This is a genomic window from Candidatus Sulfurimonas marisnigri (genome assembly GCF_015265475.1).
GTDB classification, from domain to species: Bacteria; Campylobacterota; Campylobacteria; order Campylobacterales; family Sulfurimonadaceae; genus Sulfurimonas; species Sulfurimonas marisnigri.
On sequence record NZ_CP054493.1, the window covers coordinates 2110625 to 2129068 of the forward strand.

At 35.7% G+C, this 18444-nt stretch carries 19 protein-coding genes; 1 reads left to right on the forward strand and 18 read right to left on the reverse strand.

Features of this window, described 5'->3' with window-relative positions:
- Window positions 1-7: 7 nt before the first annotated feature.
- From HUE87_RS10695 to rpsB, 15 genes are all read right to left on the reverse strand, one after another.
- On the reverse strand, window positions 8-1501 hold the full coding sequence (locus HUE87_RS10695; RefSeq protein WP_194366376.1) for an NADH-quinone oxidoreductase subunit N: 1494 nt from the start codon (window positions 1499-1501) through the stop codon (window positions 8-10).
- Window positions 1494-2966: a complex I subunit 4 family protein gene (locus HUE87_RS10700; RefSeq protein ID WP_194366377.1), complete on the reverse strand. Its 1473-nt coding sequence runs from the start codon at window positions 2964-2966 to the stop codon at window positions 1494-1496. Before HUE87_RS10700 ends, HUE87_RS10695 begins: the two co-directional genes overlap by 8 nt.
- On the reverse strand, window positions 2963-4840 hold the full coding sequence (nuoL, locus tag HUE87_RS10705; RefSeq protein WP_194366378.1) for an NADH-quinone oxidoreductase subunit L: 1878 nt from the start codon (window positions 4838-4840) through the stop codon (window positions 2963-2965). Before nuoL ends, HUE87_RS10700 begins: the two co-directional genes overlap by 4 nt.
- Window positions 4837-5139 (reverse strand): NADH-quinone oxidoreductase subunit NuoK, encoded by a 303-nt coding sequence (nuoK, locus tag HUE87_RS10710; protein WP_194366379.1) that lies wholly within the window; start codon window positions 5137-5139, stop codon window positions 4837-4839. Before nuoK ends, nuoL begins: the two co-directional genes overlap by 4 nt.
- Window positions 5139-5639 carry an NADH-quinone oxidoreductase subunit J family protein gene (locus HUE87_RS10715; RefSeq protein WP_194366380.1) on the reverse strand — a complete coding sequence of 167 codons (501 nt, stop codon included), beginning with the start codon at window positions 5637-5639 and terminating at the stop codon, window positions 5139-5141. Before HUE87_RS10715 ends, nuoK begins: the two co-directional genes overlap by 1 nt.
- A complete protein-coding gene (locus tag HUE87_RS10720) occupies window positions 5629-6147 on the reverse strand; it encodes a NuoI/complex I 23 kDa subunit family protein (protein WP_194366381.1) in 519 nt (172 codons plus the stop codon). The genes HUE87_RS10715 and HUE87_RS10720 overlap by 11 nt, the downstream gene beginning before the upstream one ends.
- Entirely contained in the window at window positions 6137-7399 is a 1263-nt protein-coding gene (locus tag HUE87_RS10725) for a complex I subunit 1/NuoH family protein (RefSeq protein WP_194366382.1), read from the reverse strand. The genes HUE87_RS10720 and HUE87_RS10725 overlap by 11 nt, the downstream gene beginning before the upstream one ends.
- Window positions 7396-8739 (reverse strand): 2Fe-2S iron-sulfur cluster-binding protein, encoded by a 1344-nt coding sequence (locus tag HUE87_RS10730; protein ID WP_194366383.1) that lies wholly within the window; start codon window positions 8737-8739, stop codon window positions 7396-7398. The genes HUE87_RS10725 and HUE87_RS10730 overlap by 4 nt, the downstream gene beginning before the upstream one ends.
- Window positions 8736-9968 carry an NADH-quinone oxidoreductase subunit NuoF gene (gene nuoF / locus HUE87_RS10735; protein ID WP_194366384.1) on the reverse strand — a complete coding sequence of 411 codons (1233 nt, stop codon included), beginning with the start codon at window positions 9966-9968 and terminating at the stop codon, window positions 8736-8738. Before nuoF ends, HUE87_RS10730 begins: the two co-directional genes overlap by 4 nt.
- Complete coding sequence (locus tag HUE87_RS10740; protein ID WP_194366385.1) at window positions 9958-10401, reverse strand: complex I 24 kDa subunit family protein; 444 nt, start codon at window positions 10399-10401, stop codon at window positions 9958-9960. Before HUE87_RS10740 ends, nuoF begins: the two co-directional genes overlap by 11 nt.
- On the reverse strand, window positions 10398-12047 hold the full coding sequence (gene nuoD, locus HUE87_RS10745) for an NADH dehydrogenase (quinone) subunit D (RefSeq protein WP_194366386.1): 1650 nt from the start codon (window positions 12045-12047) through the stop codon (window positions 10398-10400). The genes HUE87_RS10740 and nuoD overlap by 4 nt, the downstream gene beginning before the upstream one ends.
- Complete coding sequence (locus HUE87_RS10750; protein WP_194366387.1) at window positions 12037-12555, reverse strand: NADH-quinone oxidoreductase subunit B; 519 nt, start codon at window positions 12553-12555, stop codon at window positions 12037-12039. The genes nuoD and HUE87_RS10750 overlap by 11 nt, the downstream gene beginning before the upstream one ends.
- On the reverse strand, window positions 12546-12908 hold the full coding sequence (locus tag HUE87_RS10755) for an NADH-quinone oxidoreductase subunit A (RefSeq protein WP_194366388.1): 363 nt from the start codon (window positions 12906-12908) through the stop codon (window positions 12546-12548). Before HUE87_RS10755 ends, HUE87_RS10750 begins: the two co-directional genes overlap by 10 nt.
- A 145-nt stretch (window positions 12909-13053) precedes the next feature.
- Window positions 13054-14106, reverse strand: coding sequence for a translation elongation factor Ts (gene tsf / locus HUE87_RS10760; protein ID WP_194366389.1), 1053 nt, complete (start codon window positions 14104-14106; stop codon window positions 13054-13056).
- Window positions 14107-14108: 2 nt separating this feature from the next.
- A complete protein-coding gene (rpsB, locus tag HUE87_RS10765) occupies window positions 14109-14861 on the reverse strand; it encodes a 30S ribosomal protein S2 (protein WP_194366390.1) in 753 nt (250 codons plus the stop codon).
- 351 nt (window positions 14862-15212) lie between these two features.
- Here rpsB and HUE87_RS10770 point away from each other — a divergent pair, with 351 nt between their 5' ends.
- Window positions 15213-16799: a DUF3373 family protein gene (locus HUE87_RS10770; RefSeq protein ID WP_194366391.1), complete on the forward strand. Its 1587-nt coding sequence runs from the start codon at window positions 15213-15215 to the stop codon at window positions 16797-16799.
- 104 nt (window positions 16800-16903) lie between these two features.
- Here HUE87_RS10770 and bcp read toward each other — a convergent pair whose 3' ends face one another.
- Genes bcp through HUE87_RS10785 form a run of 3 tightly spaced genes read right to left on the reverse strand, consistent with a single transcriptional unit; the run spans window position 16904 to window position 18444 of the window.
- On the reverse strand, window positions 16904-17371 hold the full coding sequence (bcp, locus tag HUE87_RS10775) for a thioredoxin-dependent thiol peroxidase (protein WP_194366392.1): 468 nt from the start codon (window positions 17369-17371) through the stop codon (window positions 16904-16906).
- Window positions 17372-17388: 17 nt separating this feature from the next.
- On the reverse strand, window positions 17389-17964 hold the full coding sequence (locus tag HUE87_RS10780) for a cytochrome b/b6 domain-containing protein (protein ID WP_194366393.1): 576 nt from the start codon (window positions 17962-17964) through the stop codon (window positions 17389-17391).
- A 15-nt stretch (window positions 17965-17979) separates the two neighbouring features.
- Window positions 17980-18444, reverse strand: coding sequence for a DUF420 domain-containing protein (locus tag HUE87_RS10785; protein ID WP_194366394.1), 465 nt, complete (start codon window positions 18442-18444; stop codon window positions 17980-17982).

Genomic DNA, 18444 nt, shown 5'->3' on the forward strand with positions numbered 1-18444 from the left:
TCATTTATCACTTCAAATATAGTGACTCTATAGCATACTTACTTAACTTATTTAGCTCATTAATCCCTGGAATATCAAAAAGCAATGAAGTTCCCACTCCGCCCCATAAAACTATTACACTACAAATAATTATAAAAGCGAATGAGAGTTTATGCCCGTAATCGATTTTTTCATGAACTTTATCTTTAAAGTACATGTGAACAATAATTTTAAAGTAGTAGTAAATGGAGATAAATGCAGTTACTGCCCCAAAAATAGCAAAGGGTGTGTATCCTGATTCTATAGCTGACGTAAAGATATAAAACTTACCGATAAACCCTATTGTAGATGGAAAACCTGCAAGAGAGAGTAAAAAAACTGTAAGAGATGCTGCAATAATAGGATTAGTTGTAGCTAGTCCATTTAAGTCATCAAAGTTAATAACTTTTTCACTCCCTCTGCTGATATAGCTTAAAACTCCAAATGCTCCAATTGCACTTATAAAATATGCAAAAAGATAAAAAAGAATGGCACTCGCAGAACTGACAGTTCCTGAGCCGGCAGCGGCAAATGCGATTAATATATATCCGCTATGAACAACTGATGAAGCGGCCAACATTTTTTTAACACTTGTTTGTATAACAGCTAAAACTGAACCGCCAAACATTGTAACAACTGATGCTCCCAAAATTAAAGGAGCGTATAAATCGCTTAAAGATATATAGCTTCCAAGAAATAATCTAAGAGCAAAAGCGAAAACTGCAATTTTAAATATACCTGCCATGTAAGCGGTAATTGGCAGTGAAGCACCTTCGTAAACATCTATTACCCACGCACCAAACGGCACTGCTGCTATTTTAAATAAAATAGTAATCATTATTAGCAGACCGCCTGAGATAATTAAAAGCTGGGAATTTAAATCAGTTCTTAACATGTACTCAGCAATTACATCTAAGTTTGTACTTTTTGCCTGCGCATATATAAGCATCATTCCAAGCAGATAAAAAGAGGCTGCAAACGAGCCTAAAAGGAGATACTTAAAAAATGCCTCCGAAGCTTTTAAAGAGTTTCTATTTAGACCTACTAGGATATAAACAGACATAGAAGCTATTTCAAGGGCGATAAAAGCAGTTAAAAGCTCATTTGACATACTAAGCATAACCATACCAAACAGTGAAAAAAGAAAAAGAACAAATGATTCAAAAGTGAAGTATTTTGTATTAAAAATAAATGACTTTGCTATTGCCAGTGTTAAAAAGCCACCAAACAAAAACAGAGATATAAATGTAGTACTGAAAGTATCGTACACCACCATTGAGTTGAAAAGTTCTGGCAGTAAATCTATCGAATGCTTTTCACTTAAGGCATTCACTGAAATAAGCAGAGTTACCAAAAGAGTTGCAAGGGTTATATAGTAGCCTCTGGCTTTTGTATAGTATGAACTGAGCCCAAAAAGCAGGATAAAAATAGCACTAAACAGAAGTAATGCCGGAACGGCCAATGCAATAAACTCATTAGTCATTATAAATCACCCCAATCTTTTGTGAGTAAGACTCAGCCGTAGGCTCAATCTTTTTAATAAAATAATTCGGGAAAATCCCCATCACTAAAATAAGCAGTGCCAACGGGACAAGTGCAACAAGTTCATGCAGGCGTAAATCTTTAAAATCTTTTGTTGATTCACTTAGCTCACCATACAAAACTTTGCTTATAGTCTTAAACATAAACAACATTGCGATTAAAATTGTAGTCGTCGTCAATAATCCTATGTAGATATTGTACTTAAACGCTCCTAGAATAATTAAAACCTCAGCAACAAAACCGGCTGTTAGAGGAACGCCGACAATGCTAAGTGAAAAAAACACAAACAGCAACGCAAATTTAGGTGCTACTCTAGCTATGCCTCCAAGATCATCTATTCTATACGCCCTTGTTCTCTCAAACATAATACCCACCATTAAAAAGAGAGCTGCAGATGAGAGAGCGTGAGCTACAATAAGGTAGGATGAGCCGATAAGTCCGTATACATCATATATAAAAAACCCAACAACAATCAATGACAGATGCGAGGCTGATGAAAATGCAAACATCCTTTTTATATGTGTTTGAGTCATTGCAGAAAATCCAAAATATATTAACCCGAAAAGTCCAATGCCTATAAAATATGGTGCTACTGCATGTGATGTTTCATTAAAAAGAGTAAACAAAAACCTCCAAATAGCATAAACACCAAGTTTTGCCATAAGCGCTGACATTACAATAACTATACCTGTAGGTGCACTTCTGTATGTATCGCTAAGCCAAGTGTGAAATGGGAAGATAGGGATTTTAATTGCAAATGCGAGCATAAAACCACTAAAAACAAGTAGTGACTCACTTGAAGAGAGAGTTAGGTATTTAAGCTCATTTAAATCAAAAGAGTATGTGCCGAACTGCTCTTTATATTGAACTGCAATATATAAAATGGCAATCAACATCATAAGTGAGCCAAAGATAGTATACATGTTAAACTTCATAGCTACATAGTTCTTCTTACCATAACCAAATAGTCCAAGCATAAAGAATATTGGTAAAAGCATAAGCTCCCAAAAGAGGTAAAAGAGCATTAAATCAAGAGATAAAACCGCCCCCATAATACCACCTTGAACAAAGAGAAGATTAATCCAATACCCATTTTTATCTCTAAGTTTATGCAGAGCCAGAGTAACGAGTGGCATTATAATAGCATTCATCATAACAATACCAAGAGAAACCCCATCAACTCCAACATGGTAGTTGATTCCATACTCCGATATCCAAGGGTGGTATTCAATAAACTGCATTGACTTAGCAGGATCAAAATCAATATACAACCCAACTGCCAAGTATAAAACACTTAGTGTTACAACCATATATACTATTTTAACAATTGCAATATTTGGTCGTGTAAAAAATAGAAATAGTGCCGCAATAATAGGTGAAAATATTATTATGCTTAAAGTACTCATATTGCAACCCTCAAAAGAATATATAAATAAACTGTTCCCAGCATTGCCCCTATCATCATATAGAGCGCATAGAAGCGTACATTTCCGTTTTCAATATAGGAAAAGAGTCTTCCTGCTTTGGCATAAAAGAGTGCAATAAAATTAATGCTGTTGTCAATTAATAGATTACTGATATTTTTATCGAAAAAGCTTGATATATAGTAAATAGGTTTAACAATCATTCTATTATTTATCTCATCAATATAAAATTTATTTGCAACAATACCTTTATCGTTTTCAAGTTCTATAGCGTCAGTATATGCATATTTTTTATATGTATAGAAGATAACTCCTAAAATCAGTAGAGTATTAACTGACATTAAAATATACTCTGTTGAGTGAGCTATTATAAAAATTTTATCTTCTACATGTAGCCATTTTGATATGTTTGAATTTCCACCAAAAACTTCAGGTAAGTTAAGCACTCCTGCGAAAATAGAGAGAAGTGATAAAGCAACCATCGGATAAATCATTGAAGTACTGCTTTTATCTCCAACTTGTTTGCTTTTACTAAAGAAGAGAACAAATATCATTCTAAACATATAAAAAACTGTTAAGAGAGAAGCTATCAGTGCAATAATCAATATATCTACATGTCCACTTGCATACAAAGAACTGATAATCGCATCTTTGGAGAAAAATGCGGCCAGAGGAGGAAGAGCACTTATTGTAAGTGTACCAATCATCATCATTATAAATATTAGTGGTGCACTTTCCCTAATTCCGCGAAGTTCTCTTATATCCTGCTTGTGATGAAAAGCAACTATGATAGCTCCAGCAGCCATAAATAGAAGTGCTTTAAAAAAAGCATGTGTAAACATATGAAAAAGTGCTGTTGAGTAAGCCCCGACTCCAAGAGCCATAAACATAAAACCTAACTGGCTCATTGTAGAGTATGCAAGGATTTTTTTGATGTCATATTGCCTTGTTGCGATAATCGCTGCAAAAAGTGCACTAATAGCTCCTATATAAGCGATGAAGAGAGAGACATCGACTGCTATATTATAGATAGGTGCAAAACGGGCAACCATATAAACACCTGCGGTTACCATAGTAGCTGCGTGAATCAAAGCTGAAACCGGCGTTGGTCCAGCCATCGCATCTGGCAACCAAACAAACAAAGGCACCTGCGCAGATTTACCCATAGCTCCGACAAAAAGTAAAAACGCAATAAGCGTCAGCATAGCTGAATCAATATTTTGAATATTAGAAAATATAGCTTCAAAACTAAAACCGCCGCTTCCAATCTCCACAAAAAGGAGCATCAAGGCACTAAGTAGTCCAAAGTCCCCTATACGATTTACAATAAAAGCTTTGTTACCCGCATAAGTATTTTTAATATCTTCAAAATAAAAACCAATAAGAGCGTAAGAAGTAAGTCCTACACCCTCCCAACCAATAAACATAAGAATCGGATTGTCACCAAGAACCAGCAGAAACATAAAAAATATAAAGATATTAAAGTAGGCAAAAAATCGACCATAGCTTTTGTCTTTGTCCATATACCCTGTTGCATAAACATGAATTAAAAAACTAACAGGCGCAACGAACAGCACCATAAATGAGCCTAATGAATCAGCTTTTAAGGCTACCTCAACAGAGAAGTCACCAATATCCAGCCAAGTGAAAAGGTATGAAGTAAAAAGTTTTTTTTCAAAGAAGCTGTAATAACTAATATATAAAGCAATAAAAGCACTTATACCTGAGCCAGATAGAGCTAAAAATGTGTACACATATTGCTTTATATTTAAAGATGAAATATTGATAATAAAAATCAGAAATGCACTTATAAAAGGTGCTAAAAGGAGAGTGTTTAGTAACATGTTATCACTCATTTTTTACTCCCTAACATATCAAACAGATTCGCGTCAAGTGAGGCTCTATTTCTAAAAAGGACAACAAACAAAGACATAAAAAGTGCAGCTTCAGATGCCGCTATTGCAATAATTACCAGAGAGATTACTTGAGCTGAAGAGTCCGCTAAGTCTGCGCTTATCGCTATTAGGGAGAGGTTGACTGCATTTAGTAGAAGTTCAACAGACATGTACATTACAATAATATTTCGTCTGCTAATAAGTCCTACAACTCCTATGGAAAAAAGTATAATTGATAGTACCATATATGCTTTTAACATCAATCTTCCTTTTTCGAAAGAGTGACTGAACCGACAAGGGCTACAAGTAAAAGAATAGATACTAATTCAAAAGGGAGTATCCATTTGCTAAAGAGTGTCAATCCAACATCTTTAATTGTTCCGAAATTCTCACTTGCAACTCCATTTACAGCTATGTCACTTCTCATAATCAGATCTATTAATATGTATGAGAATGGTGCAACAATTATGGATGTTCCCATTAACCATCTGTTTTTATGCTTCTCATCCGGCAAGTTTGAATCTTTAATATTTAAAAACATTATTATAAAAAGTATTAAAGACAAAATTGCACCTGCGTATATTATTATCTGTACTACAAACAAAAATGTTGCATTGACAAGTGCAAAAAGAGCAGCAATACTCACAAGTGTTACAATAAAACTAAGTGCAGAGTCAATCGGTCTATGAGCACTAATCATAACGATAGAGCTAACTATGGTTATTAGTGCCAGTATTGTAAATATTATCTCATTTTGCAAGACTGTACTCCTCTTTTGATATACCTTTTATACTAAGAAGTTTGGCTTTATTGTAAATAAAATCTTCTCTTACTTTACCGATTACAGAATATATACCGCTATCCATTCTTATGGCATCACATGGACAAGCTTCCACGCAGTAGCCACAAAAAACACACTCTAATAAGTCAATATTGAAAATTGCCGGCATTTTCTCATCAACACCATCATCTCTAAATGTTGCTACTATCTCTATACAGTTTGCAGGACATGCTGTTGCACACATAAAACAGGCAACACAGGCAATTGAGTCATCCTCTTCTCTGTGGGTGAGTCTATGAACACCTCTATAACGAGGGGTAATATCTGTCGGCTTTTCTTCTGGGTAACATATAGTAGGAATATTTGAAGCATCACTTAAATTTTTTGTAAAATGTTTAAGTGTTGATTTCATACCAGCAAAAATAGCAGGCAGATACAGTTTCTCTTTAAAAGTATTACCGTGACGCTCTACGACTTTAATTCCCATAATTTACTCCTACCACAACAATAGCTGTTATAAAGATATTTGCTAACGATAATGGAAGCAAAATATTCCATCCAAGTTTTTGAGTTTGATCGTATCTAAAACGAGGGAGAGTCCATCTCACCCAAATGAAAACAAAATGTAAAAAGAAAAGTTTCACTGTAAAGATAGCAAACTGTAAAATCATCACCCCTACCGCACTTGCGTGACCAAATCCAAGAGCGTAATATGACATTAGCAGTATTGCAAAAGCTGTAAAACCTATAATAAGAGTTGCATATACTTTTTTCTCATCTAATCCAGAAGTGTTGTAGATATTATGAGACTTCATCCACTTCAAAAACATAAGTGAAGTTACAACTGCAAAAGCAATTATAAGCCATAAAACTAACTCAAAATTGTTTATAAGATCAGCTGTATTTAGATATGGAAGCTGATAACCTCCAAGGAAAATAGTCACTATAAGAGCACCAGACGCAGCCATAGCAATATACTCTGCAACAAAGTAAAGACCAAATTTCATAGCGCCATACTCTGTATGATAACCGGCTACAATCTCACTCTCACCCTCAGCCGCGTCAAACGGTGCTCTGTTTGTCTCTGCAAAAGCAGTTATTATAAAAATAATTGTAGCTATAGGTTGAATAACTATTCCCCAAGCTGGAATTATAAAAAAGCTTTGAGATTGGTAAGTAACCATCTCATTTAAACTTATTGTCCCATAAGTAATTAACATTGAGACTAAAGATAAACCCATCGCAACTTCATAGCCAATCACTTGTGCTGTAGCTCTCATAGAGCCAAGTATTGCATACTTATTGTGACTTGCCCAACCACCAAGAATGATTCCATATACCCCAAGACCAGCAAATGCTAAAAACCAAAGTACACCTAAGTCTGTCGGCAGAGCCTGCATGTAGTATGTCTTATCATTAATAGTAATGTTATCGGCATAGGGGATAACCATAAAAGTCAAAAATGCACTCATAAAAGCAATAGATGGAGCAACCAGATAATAAAACTTATTCTTTATATGTGAAGGTAAAAACTCCTCTTTAAAAACAAGTTTCATCATATCTGCAATTGATTGAATTATTCCACCTAATCTAATACCATTTATATGACATCTATTAGGTCCAAGTCTATCTTGAATCAAAGCAGCAACACGTCTTTCCATCCATACCAAAATTGGTACAGTTGCAAGTGAAAATAAAATTGTCAAAATAAGAGGCAGTAAAATTAAAACTGTATTCATTTTAGCTCCTCTAAAAGCTCTACTAACCTAGGATGAACACTTTTATACTTTGTTGTGTAAAAGTCCTGTTTTATCATATCACAGTTAATTATTGTCCCACTGTCATGAGCGAAATTGGCAATTGCAAAAACAAGCTCATAGTTTGTCTCAATATTTGAAGTTGTAAAATGGACTACTTTTTTATTTTTAAGCTCTTTATTTTTAAGGTATTTATGGTCAAAATTAATCACTACATGTAGATTTTCCAAAGAGGCATTAAACTCTTCCTCACTGCTGTTTATACCAAGCTCTTTTACCCCTGCAAAGTTTGCACTCATATCGTTAGTTTTTAGCCAATCATCGCCAAAACTCTCATCAATATATGGCAGAGAAAAAAGCTCTATATTATTATTTCTACAAAACTCTTTTACAGCAGAGAGCTGTTGAAGACTCATAGATGGTGAGACAAGTGCGATTTTTTTATCAACTTTAAGCAGCTCTTTTAAATCTTCTACATGTGAGATTCCGCCGATAAACTCTTCATTTAACTCTGTGTAGCTAAGTCTTCCATAATCACATAAAAATGATTGGTTTATCTGCTTATTTCTTCTAGAGCGAAATCTATGAACCTTCTCAGCTGAATATTTTGTTTCATTGTAGTCTATTTGGATATTACACCCGCGTGAACAGCCATGGCATACACTCTTTGTAGAGTCTAAAAACCATACACGCTGTTTAAATCTAAAATCTTTTGATGTGAGTGCTCCAACGGGACACAGTTCAACAACATTCATGGCATAGTCATTATCTAGTTCATGTCCTAGTGCTACTGCAACTCTAGCATTGTCTCCGCGTCCAATAATCCCAAGCTCACCAGTTTTTGTAATGTCTGATGTAAAGCGGATACACCTTGTACATAAAACACATCTCTCTTGATCAAGGATAACATTGCACCCAAGGTCAATAGCTTTGCCTTTTTTTGTTTTAGGCGTACTTAGATGACTATCATAGAGACCAAAATCCATATAATAGTCTTGAAGCTTACACTCACCAGCTTGGTCACATATAGGACAATCAACAGGATGATTTAGAAGTTCAAGCTCTAAAATAGAGCGTTTAACCTCATTGATTTGTTCACTGATTGTTGAGACTTCAAGATTCTCTGTTACAAAGGTGTCACATGCAATCTGAGGACGCTTTTGCCCTTTTATCTCAACCATGCACATTCTGCAGTTACCATCAGCACCCAAATCCTGATGGTAACAAAAATGTGGGATTTTAATGTTGTTGTCAAGCAACACATCCATTAATAAATCGCCCTCTGTACACTCTATTGGAATATCGTTAACTATGATTTTCATTTTATGCACTCCAAAAATTCACTCTCAAAGTGTTTTAAAAAGCCGTCAATAACACCACTGGCTGCGGGTGCAAATACGCATATAGTTTTTCCATTCATAGTTTTACTTACAGACTTTAAAATTTGCAAATCCTCTTTTGTAGCACGTTTTTCAACAAATTTATTCATAATTTTATCGACCCAAGAGGTCCCTTCTCTACAAGGTGTACACTGTCCACATGACTCATGGTGATAAAATCTAAGTAGATTTTTCAGAGCTTTAACCATAGAAGCATCTTCATCTAAAACTATCATGCCTCCAGTACCAAGTGATGAACCAAGACCGCGCAGACTCTCATAATCGAGTCTTGCACTCTCGACCATATCAGCCGGAATAATCGGTGTTGAAGCACCGCCTGGAATTACAGCTTTTAGCTTTTTGCCGTTTTTTACACCGCCACCAAGCTTATTGATATACTCCATCATACTTACACCAAATTCAGCTTCATAAACACCTGGAGTGTTTACATTTCCACTTATTGCAAAAAGGAGAGTTCCCGGAGACTGCTCAGTTCCATAAGCTCTATAAGCATCTGCTCCGTTTTTAATTATAAAAGGGACTGATGCTATTGTCTCAACATTATTTACAAGCGTTGGCTCTCCAAAATAAAACTCTGGCTCAGGTGATTTTGGCTTTAGTCTTGGATGACCACGCTTTCCTTCAAGAGACTCCAAAAGTGCGGATTTTTCACCGCAGATATACGCCCCTGCACCACGATGAATAGTGATATCAACTCGGTATTTCGCGTTGCTTCCTAAAAAGTTTTTCTCATAAGCTTCATCTATCGCACTTTGCGTAATATCGCTAAACTCTTCATACTCACCTCTAACATATATATATGAAGTGTGAGAGCCAATTGCATAACATGTAGCAATAATTCCCTCAATTAACAGATGTGGGTCCAATGAAAGGATGCGTCTGTCTTTAAATGTTCCCGGCTCACTCTCATCAGCGTTTACTACAAGATACTTTGTACCTTCGTAGTCAGATGCCAACTGCCATTTTCCCCCTGCTGGTGCACCACCGCCACCTTTGCCTCGAAGATTACTCTGCTTGATAATATCTATTATCTCTTGGGGCTTTTTTGAAAAAGTTGCCTCTAAAGATGAATAACGCCCATTCTTAAGTGCCACATCAATAGTATGAGAGAGTGGTATTTCAAAATTTTTACTTACTATCTTAGTTTGCATTTAAAACCTCATCAATCATCTGCGGTGTTAAATTTTCTATATATTTTCCATCTAGTGTACACATAGGAGCACCCGAACATGCGCCCATACACTCAACTTCTAAAATCTCAAAATCTTCACTATAGTTATCATCTAAATGTTTCTTAATCTCTTCACTTCCATTTAACTCACAAGAGAGTGTTCTGCATACTTCAATTATGCGTTTATTTGTTTTTTCAAGTCTAAACATTGTGTAAAACGTAGCCACACTATAAATATTCATATATGGCAATTCAACAATCTCAGAGATATATTGCATTGCATCTTCGCGAATGTAAGATTCCTGTTTTTGCGCCAACCATAATAGAGGGAGGATTAAAGCTCTTTTATCTGGATAACGTTTTTCTAAAAGCTCTATTTTTGATCTATTTTGGATGTTATATGAAAAACTCATCTATCCATCTCTCCTGCAATAATATTAAGACTGCCAAGTGTTAAAATTGCGTCTGCCAGCTGAGAACCTTCAACCATTTGGGGGTATGCACTCATAGCTGTAAAAGATGGAGCTTTTACTTTAACTTTATACGGAGTTCCACTTCCATCACTAACTATAAAGAAGCCAAGCTCTCCATTTGTAGCTTCGAGTGAGCCATAATACTCTTTAGCAGGAACTTTAACCCCTTCGTATATTAGCTTAAACTGATTCATGGCACCCTCGATAGTGGTATAAGCTGCCTCTTTTGTTGGAAGAGTGATAGAAGCATCTTTTATATTCACATCACCCTCTGGTAAGTTTTGCATAACCTGCTCGATAATTTTAATGCTCTCATCTATCTCAGCATAACGGACCATAACTCTGTCATAAACATCACCTACACTTCCAACTATAACATCAAATTCATACTTCTCATAACCATAATAAGGTGTATCTTTACGCATATCAAATGAAACTCCGCTTGCACGTAAGTTTGGACCTGTCATAGAAGCGTTGATTGCATCTTCTGCACTTATCACACCAACATTTTGTGTTCTGTCATGAAAGATTTTATTATGCTTTATAAGCTTTAAGGTCTCATTTACACCATATTGAACTTTTTTTATAACCTCTTTTAAATCTTCATCAAAACCATCATACAAATCGTTTGCCATACCGCCAACTCTCATAAAAGAGTTTGTAAGTCTAGCTCCTGTTAGTTTTGAAAGTAAGTCATAAATATCTTCTCTAGGGTTGTACATGTACCAATAATTTGTAAGCCCGCCCATATCTACCAAAACAGCTGCTAAACAAACTATATGGTCTTCAACTCGTGAAAGTTCAAGTAGCATAACCCTAATAGCCTGAGCTCGCTCACTTAATGTAACACCTAGCATATCTTCAACTGTTTTAACAAAAGCTATATTGTTACTAATCGCTGAACAATAGTTAAGTCTATCTGTGTATGGAACAATCTGGTTATATGTGTGGTTTTCACAACTCTTTTCAAACCCGCGATGAAGATAACCAATCTCCGATACTGCTGCTTCAATAGTCTCTCCGTCAAGGGCAACATAAGTTCTAATTGTTCCATGACTTGCCGGATGAGATGGACCAAGGTTTAAAAACATTAAATCTTTGTTACACTCACTAAAAGAACCATCTTCTAATGAACAGACAACTTCTTTACTAAGTAACCTATTGTTCATCTCATCAACCAAGTCATCTGTCTCATAAAGAAGTTGACCTTTCGTTATAGGGTAAGATTTTCTTAACGGATGTCCAACAAATTCTCTATGGTTTAGAACTCTTCTTAGATTTGGATGATTTGTAAATATAACTCCATATTGGTCATAAACTTCTCTCTCTAACCAGTTTGCACCACTAAATATATCTGTGATACTATCTATTTCAAGAGTTGGCAAATATGTTTTAATCACAACATGTAGCTTAAAATCTTTATGGCGGATTATATATATAACAGAATACTCTTCTTCGTGAGTATCAATATATTCAGTGTAATCAATGGCTGTAATATCTAGGAGGTAATTGAAACCATCTTTGTATTTATTTTGTATAAATGAGTGAATCTCAGAATGTGCGACAGTAATATACTCATGCTTCATCAAGCAAGCCTTTAAAATCTTTATGTCTATCAAAATTATATTTGTTAGTTCTCAAATCTTTTTGTATGCAAAGTAGTGCATCAAGCAGAGCTTCAGGTCTTGGAGGACAACCGCCAACGTACATGTCAACTGGAATAATCTCATCAATTCCCTGCAAAGTACAGTAGTTATCATAAAAACCACCGCTACACGCACATGCACCCATACTCACAACCCATTTTGGCTCACTCATTTGGTCATAAATCTGCTTAAGTATTGGAGCCTGTTTATATGTAATGGTTCCTGCGACTATCATTAAGTCAGCTTGTCGTGGTGAAAAACGGACAACCTCTGCACCAAAACGGGAGATATCATACCTACTCGCAGCGGCACTCATAAACTCAATGGCGCAACATGCTGTTCCAAAAATCATCGGCCAAAGTGACGACTCTCTTGCCCAACCAATAGCTTCATCTAGTTTTGTAACAATTACGGTATCGCTTGGAAGGTTTGGATTATTCAACTCCATTTCAGGGCACCTTTTTTATAGATATATATAAGTCCAGCGAGCAGAAGAGCCATAAATGTAAACATTTCAAAAAGACCTAAAAGACCCGTCTCTCTAAGTGTCACAGCCCAAGGAAACATAAAGAGTATCTCCACGTCAAAAATAACAAATATAATAGCTACTAGATAGTACTTAATATTAAAGCGCTCAAAACTATCTTTATATGTTTTTTTAATTCCACTTTCATAAGTCTGATTTATTGTGTCGCCTTGCTTAGACTTTTCACCAACATAGCGACTCAAATGAAATAAAAAAGGGATTAAAGCTGTAAGAGTAAGGATTACTACTAATGGTAAATAAAAATTATAGTTCATATTTCTTAACCTTTGTGATGAAGAATTATAAACTAATTAAGCTTATTTATTGCCTCTATTTGTAAAAGAATTTATATGAATAATATGATTGTGTGTTAAGGAGTATATAGATTTACTTGTAGTTTAATGGGTTAAGGAAAAATCCTTAACCCATTTGTGCAGCAACTTCTGCAGCGAAGTCGCCTACAACTTTCTCAATTCCTTCACCTACTTCAAGGCGAACAAATTCAGTAATAGTTGCAGTACCACCAAGTGCAGCAGCAGCAGCTTCAACAGCTTGTGCAACTGTTTTACTGTCATCTAGAACATAAGTTTGATCTAGAAGAGCTTGTTCTTGGTCTAAAGTCGTGTTATCAGAAATAAAGCGAGCTAAAGAACCAGGAACAATTCTATCCCATATTTTTTCTGGCTTACCTTGAGCAGATAAGTCAGCTTTGATATCAGCTTCAGCTTGAGCTAAAACTTCTGGAGTTAATTGACTCATAGAGATGTACTGAGGTACATTTTTAAGAGGTTTTTTAAGACGTGCAAGTTCTTCGTTTTCTTTTTTGATAACTTCGATTCTTCCAACAGTCTCAGATGCAACGTACTCAGCATCAAAATCTTTATAAGATAGTGTTGTTGGTTTCATTGCAGATGCATGCATAGCAACTTGCTTAAGTACAGCTCTCATTCCCTCTGCAGTTTTTTCACTGTCGCATTTAGCAGTTAAGATAACAGCTATACGGTTGTTTGAGTGAATATAACCATTTAATGCAGTTGTAGCATCAGCAGTAAGAGTAGAAAAACGACGAACTTCTATCTTTTCACCGATTTTACTAACAGCAGCTGTAAAAGTCTCCCCAAAAGAAGAAGCCATTAATGCATCAACATCAGCAGGTTGATTATTGTAAATCTCTTCTGCCGTAACTTTAACTAGATTTTGAAAACCTTCATTTTGAGCAACGAAATCAGTTTCAGAGTTAATTTCAACAACAGTAGCTTTAGAGTAGTCATCTGCTATTTTAAATCCAGCAAGACCTTCAGCAGCAACTCTGTCAGCTTTTTTAGCTGCTTTAGCAATACCACGCTCTTTTAAAAGCTCAGTTGCCTTAGCTATGTCTCCATCAGCTTCAACTAAAACTTTTTTACAATCCATCATTGGTGCATCAGTTGCTGAACGCAACTCTTTTACCATTGCTGCTGTAATATCTGCCATAATTATACTTCCTCTGTTGCTACAGGAGCTTCTTCAGCTACTACTTCTTCAGTTTGTTCTTCTTCAGCAGGTGCATCTCTAAGAGCTTTACCTTCGTTGATAGCTTCAGTCATTTCACGACAGAAAAGTTGAATAGAACGGATAGCATCATCATTACCAGGAATTCCGTAAGTGATTAAATCTGGGTCACAGTTAGTGTCAAGTGGAGCAACAACCGGAATACCTAAACAACGAGCTTCTAAAACAGCAATATGCTCTTTAACTGCATCAAGAACAAATAACATGTCAGGAAGTTTTTTCATACCACGGATACCACCGAAATACTGCTCTAGTTTCTCTTTTTTTCTTGAAAGCATTAAAGCTTCTTTTTTAGTTAAAAGATCAATTTGACCATTTTCTTGCATCTCAGAAATAATGTCAAGTTTACGGATAGATTTTTGAATAGTTGGGAAGTTAGTAAGCATACCACCTAACCATCTGTTATCAACATACGGCATACCACAAGCGATTGCTGCATCTCTTACAGAGTTACGAGCTTGTTTTTTTGTACCAACAAAAAGAACTGTTTTACCTTCAGCTGCTACATCAACAACGATTTGGTAAGTGTTACGGAAATAACGAAGAGTTTTTTGTAAATCTATAATATAGATATTTTTACGTACACCAAAAATATACTTTTTCATTTTTGGATTCCAACGACGAGTTTGGTGTCCAAAGTGTACACCACATTCTAATAGGTCTTTCATAGTTACCATTTAAGGTCCTTTAAGAGCTCTTTTGAGCTAGAGTTTTATCAGTTAGCTTTGGCAATATCGGGTAATACTCATCTAATAAAACGAGTTACACTGACTTTTGATACATACCTGTTAATGTTTCTTTAGCTACATGTAGTAAAGAAAATCCGCGAATTATACTCAAAATATATTTAAGTTTTGCTTTTATATTGTTTTATCAATTTTAAGTAACAGCATATGTCGCATATTAGTATTTACCTATATAAATAGCACTGTTTAAAATAAAATTTATATAATCTTGGTATAGTTATGCATAAATTATAAAAAACAGTTATATTACTGACTATGTTTTTTTGCATAAAAAGGATCAATATGAATAGGCCTCTACTACTATCTTTAGCTGCTGCTGCACTCTTAAGTACAAACTTAAGCGCACAGTCAATGTATGAGCGATTTGAAGCAATGGAAAAAGAGATGAATCAGCTCAAAAGAGAGCTTTCTGCTTTAAAGTCTAGCAAATCTCCTACTAAGACCGATGAAGAAGAACAAGAAGAGGTAGCTTCAAGTGTAACATCTACAGAAGATGAAACAGTGGCAGTCGCAGAAGACAAAGAAGAAGAGGATGATGGAGAAGAGATTGCGACTAATGAAGATAGGATATATGAGCTTGAAGAGGCTGTTTCACAACTAAACAGAAGTACATCTGGTTCTCATCTTAAATTTAAAGTTGATTACAGATTCGCAATTGAGAACATGAACTACACAATGGCTGATGGTAGAGAGGCTAAAAACAATGCTTTTATGACAAACAGACTTTGGATAAATACTGCATACAAGGCAACAAACAATCTAAGTTTCTCGGCTCAATTTGCTTACAACAAAGCTTTCGGGGAGCGTTCAGGTGCCTCAGATGCTCCTACAAATTCATTTGAAGGTTTCGACTGGATAGCAAATGAAAATGCGTATGATGACAAACTGAGAGTCCGATCTGCTTACTTCTTTTACAGAAACACAGAGTTTATGGGTCTTGATATACCATGGACAATAAGTATTGGTCGCAGACCATCAACAAACGGCCATCTTATAAACCTAAGAGATGATGATAAAGCTTCTTCTCCTCTAGGACATGCTATCAATGTTGAGTTTGATGGACTAAGTTCAAAATTTGTTATAAATAAAAATACAGGTACATATGTCAAGTTTTGTGCAGGTCGTGGGATGAGTAATGCTGCTCCGAAATTTTCATCTACTCCTTATGCTGAAGTTAGTAGTGATAACACAAATATAGATTTGGCTGGATTGATATTTGTCCCTTTTGACAACAAACAGTATTCTGTAGCAACCCAATACTACTATGCAAACAATCTAATTGATGCAGTCAACCCTAATGACCAAACTGCTGGCTTCGATACAGTAGGCGGTTTGCATAGCGCCAGCATCAATTTTACTGCCAAGGGGATTGGGAACGAGTGGAGCAACTTTTTAGATGATTCTACATTTTTTGTAAGTCTTGCTGCTACTGTTACGGACCCTAAAGATAGAGGTGTTAGCACCGGAATGCTTGGCTCTGCTGATAAAGAGACTGGTACATCTTACTGGATAGGGACACAATTCCCTTCACTCCTTACAGAGAGCGGAAGATGGGGTCTTGAATTTAACCACGGTAGCAAGTACTGGAGAAGTATAACTTACTCTGAAGATACAAATATAGGTTCAAAAGTTGCAACCCGCGGTAATGCATATGAGGTATATTTTACAGAGTATCTTATAGAAGATATATTATCTTTGCAGCTCCGCTATACATATATAGATTATGACTACTCTGGAAGTAATGGATTTTTTGGAAGCACTTCAGGAAATTCAATGAGAATTTCTGACATCCCTACAAACAGTGCTATGGCCTCTCAAGTTGTAGACAAAGCACAAGATATCCGCTTTTATATCAGATATAGATACTAAACTAGATTCTGGGTCAAGCCCAGAATGACGGAATTTTCAAGTCCAACTGACGGAATGGTCAAACAAAAACGTCATCCTGAACTTGATTCAGGATCTCAAATATATTAAACCTGCAAACTCTCCAGTTCACTCTTAACTTTTTGCACATGCTCTTTAACTCTTACTTTTTCAAACACGCCTTTTACAACCCCCTCTGGGTCTATAATAAAAGTGGTACGGACAATCCCCATATACTCTTTGCCATAATTCTTTTTCATCTGCCAAACACCATACTCTTGCATCATAGAGGTATCTTCATCGCTTAAAAGTGTTACATCTATCTCATGTTTTTCCATAAACTGGCGATGTTTTTTAGTTGTATCGGCACTTACTCCCAATACAATCGCATTGAGGTCATTAAAGTCAGGGAGTGCTTCTGTAAACTCACAAGCCTCTGTTGTACATCCTGGCGTATTGTCTTTTGGATAAAAATACAGAACTATCCACTTTCCTTTTAAATCTCTAAGACATATCTCTACGTCATCTTGGTTTGGTAAACAGAACTCTGGTGCATTTTCATCTATTCTTATCATATTTATATTCCTTAGTTTTAAACTGCTTTTTTTCCATTTATCATAGTAGAAATAACTCCATTTTCATCTGTAGCATCTGCAATAATCACACCCGCTATATGAAGAGGCACAAAAATCATAACAACATAAAAAACAATTTCATGAATATCTTTAATGCTCCCTGCCAACTCTTTACTTATCTGCAGCTCCTTGTGAAAGTGTATAGCTAAACCGCTAAGTGCCATAAAAATAAGTGTTGCATAAATCACATAGTATGAAATCTTAACAGCTTTTTTGTGAAGAGTTAGCGAAGCAAAACTCTCAGTTAAACTTGAGTCCTTGATGAAGAGGCATATTCGGTAAATTATTAAAAATGCCAGAGCGTAGCCAAATATAATGTGCCACTCCCACATCCCCGCACGAACAGCTTTTGCTAATATTTTTGCCTGTTCTGCCGTTATTACAACTCCCATATCCGAGAGCTGAGTCATTAAAATTTCAGAGTTAATTCTCCATGAGAGAAATGTTTTTCTTAAAAAAACAGTACCTAATAAACCAATAACTACTATGGCATTGAGCCAGTGCCATACTCTAAATTTTACAGTGTACTTCATCTCATCCCCTTAATCTTAATATACAAACATTAAAAAATAGACCCATATCCCCGTTAGTGAAGTCGCTATAACCCCTGCAAATGTTATAAGACCCGCTTTTTTGTGCTTTTTCAATTGCACCTGCTTCTTAGCCATAAAAATAGTTGTTCCCCATATTATCAGTGTTATAACTGCAATAGCTATATGAAAAACTAAAACCATAAAAGCGTAATTATGAGCAACTGAACTCTCCTCCATAAAGGCATTAAAGCCACCGCTTAGTCTTACTCCATATTCAAAATATGAGACTACAATCACTGAGAAAGCAAATATAAATATTTGAACATATGAGTGTGCTTTATAGTGTTTATTTCTTGCCAGAGCAATTGCTCCTGCCACCAAAAAAGGCAAAAGCGCAACAATAAGAGTTACTAAATCCATAAAAAATGGAGAACGCGTGCCGAAAAAACCAGGATGGAACATATATTCTAAATTACTCAT

What these genes read in the sequence shown, in the direction of transcription:
- HUE87_RS10695 (WP_194366376.1), bottom strand. Translation starts at nt 1,501, where the DNA reads ATGACTAATGAGTTTATTGCATTGGCCGTTCCGGCATTACTTCTGTTT.
- HUE87_RS10700 (WP_194366377.1), bottom strand. Translation starts at nt 2,966, where the DNA reads ATGAGTACTTTAAGCATAATAATATTTTCACCTATTATTGCGGCACTA.
- nuoL (WP_194366378.1), bottom strand. Translation starts at nt 4,840, where the DNA reads ATGAGTGATAACATGTTACTAAACACTCTCCTTTTAGCACCTTTTATA.
- nuoK (WP_194366379.1), bottom strand. Translation starts at nt 5,139, where the DNA reads ATGTTAAAAGCATATATGGTACTATCAATTATACTTTTTTCCATAGGA.
- HUE87_RS10720 (WP_194366381.1), bottom strand. Translation starts at nt 6,147, where the DNA reads ATGGGAATTAAAGTCGTAGAGCGTCACGGTAATACTTTTAAAGAGAAA.
- HUE87_RS10725 (WP_194366382.1), bottom strand. Translation starts at nt 7,399, where the DNA reads ATGAATACAGTTTTAATTTTACTGCCTCTTATTTTGACAATTTTATTT.
- HUE87_RS10730 (WP_194366383.1), bottom strand. Translation starts at nt 8,739, where the DNA reads ATGAAAATCATAGTTAACGATATTCCAATAGAGTGTACAGAGGGCGAT.
- nuoF (WP_194366384.1), bottom strand. Translation starts at nt 9,968, where the DNA reads ATGCAAACTAAGATAGTAAGTAAAAATTTTGAAATACCACTCTCTCAT.
- HUE87_RS10740 (WP_194366385.1), bottom strand. Translation starts at nt 10,401, where the DNA reads ATGAGTTTTTCATATAACATCCAAAATAGATCAAAAATAGAGCTTTTA.
- nuoD (WP_194366386.1), bottom strand. Translation starts at nt 12,047, where the DNA reads ATGAAGCATGAGTATATTACTGTCGCACATTCTGAGATTCACTCATTT.
- HUE87_RS10750 (WP_194366387.1), bottom strand. Translation starts at nt 12,555, where the DNA reads ATGGAGTTGAATAATCCAAACCTTCCAAGCGATACCGTAATTGTTACA.
- HUE87_RS10755 (WP_194366388.1), bottom strand. Translation starts at nt 12,908, where the DNA reads ATGAACTATAATTTTTATTTACCATTAGTAGTAATCCTTACTCTTACA.
- tsf (WP_194366389.1), bottom strand. Translation starts at nt 14,106, where the DNA reads ATGGCAGATATTACAGCAGCAATGGTAAAAGAGTTGCGTTCAGCAACT.
- rpsB (WP_194366390.1), bottom strand. Translation starts at nt 14,861, where the DNA reads ATGGTAACTATGAAAGACCTATTAGAATGTGGTGTACACTTTGGACAC.
- HUE87_RS10770 (WP_194366391.1), top strand. Translation starts at nt 15,213, where the DNA reads ATGAATAGGCCTCTACTACTATCTTTAGCTGCTGCTGCACTCTTAAGT.
- bcp (WP_194366392.1), bottom strand. Translation starts at nt 17,371, where the DNA reads ATGATAAGAATAGATGAAAATGCACCAGAGTTCTGTTTACCAAACCAA.
- HUE87_RS10780 (WP_194366393.1), bottom strand. Translation starts at nt 17,964, where the DNA reads ATGAAGTACACTGTAAAATTTAGAGTATGGCACTGGCTCAATGCCATA.
- HUE87_RS10785 (WP_194366394.1), bottom strand. Translation starts at nt 18,444, where the DNA reads ATGAGTAATTTAGAATATATGTTCCATCCTGGTTTTTTCGGCACGCGT.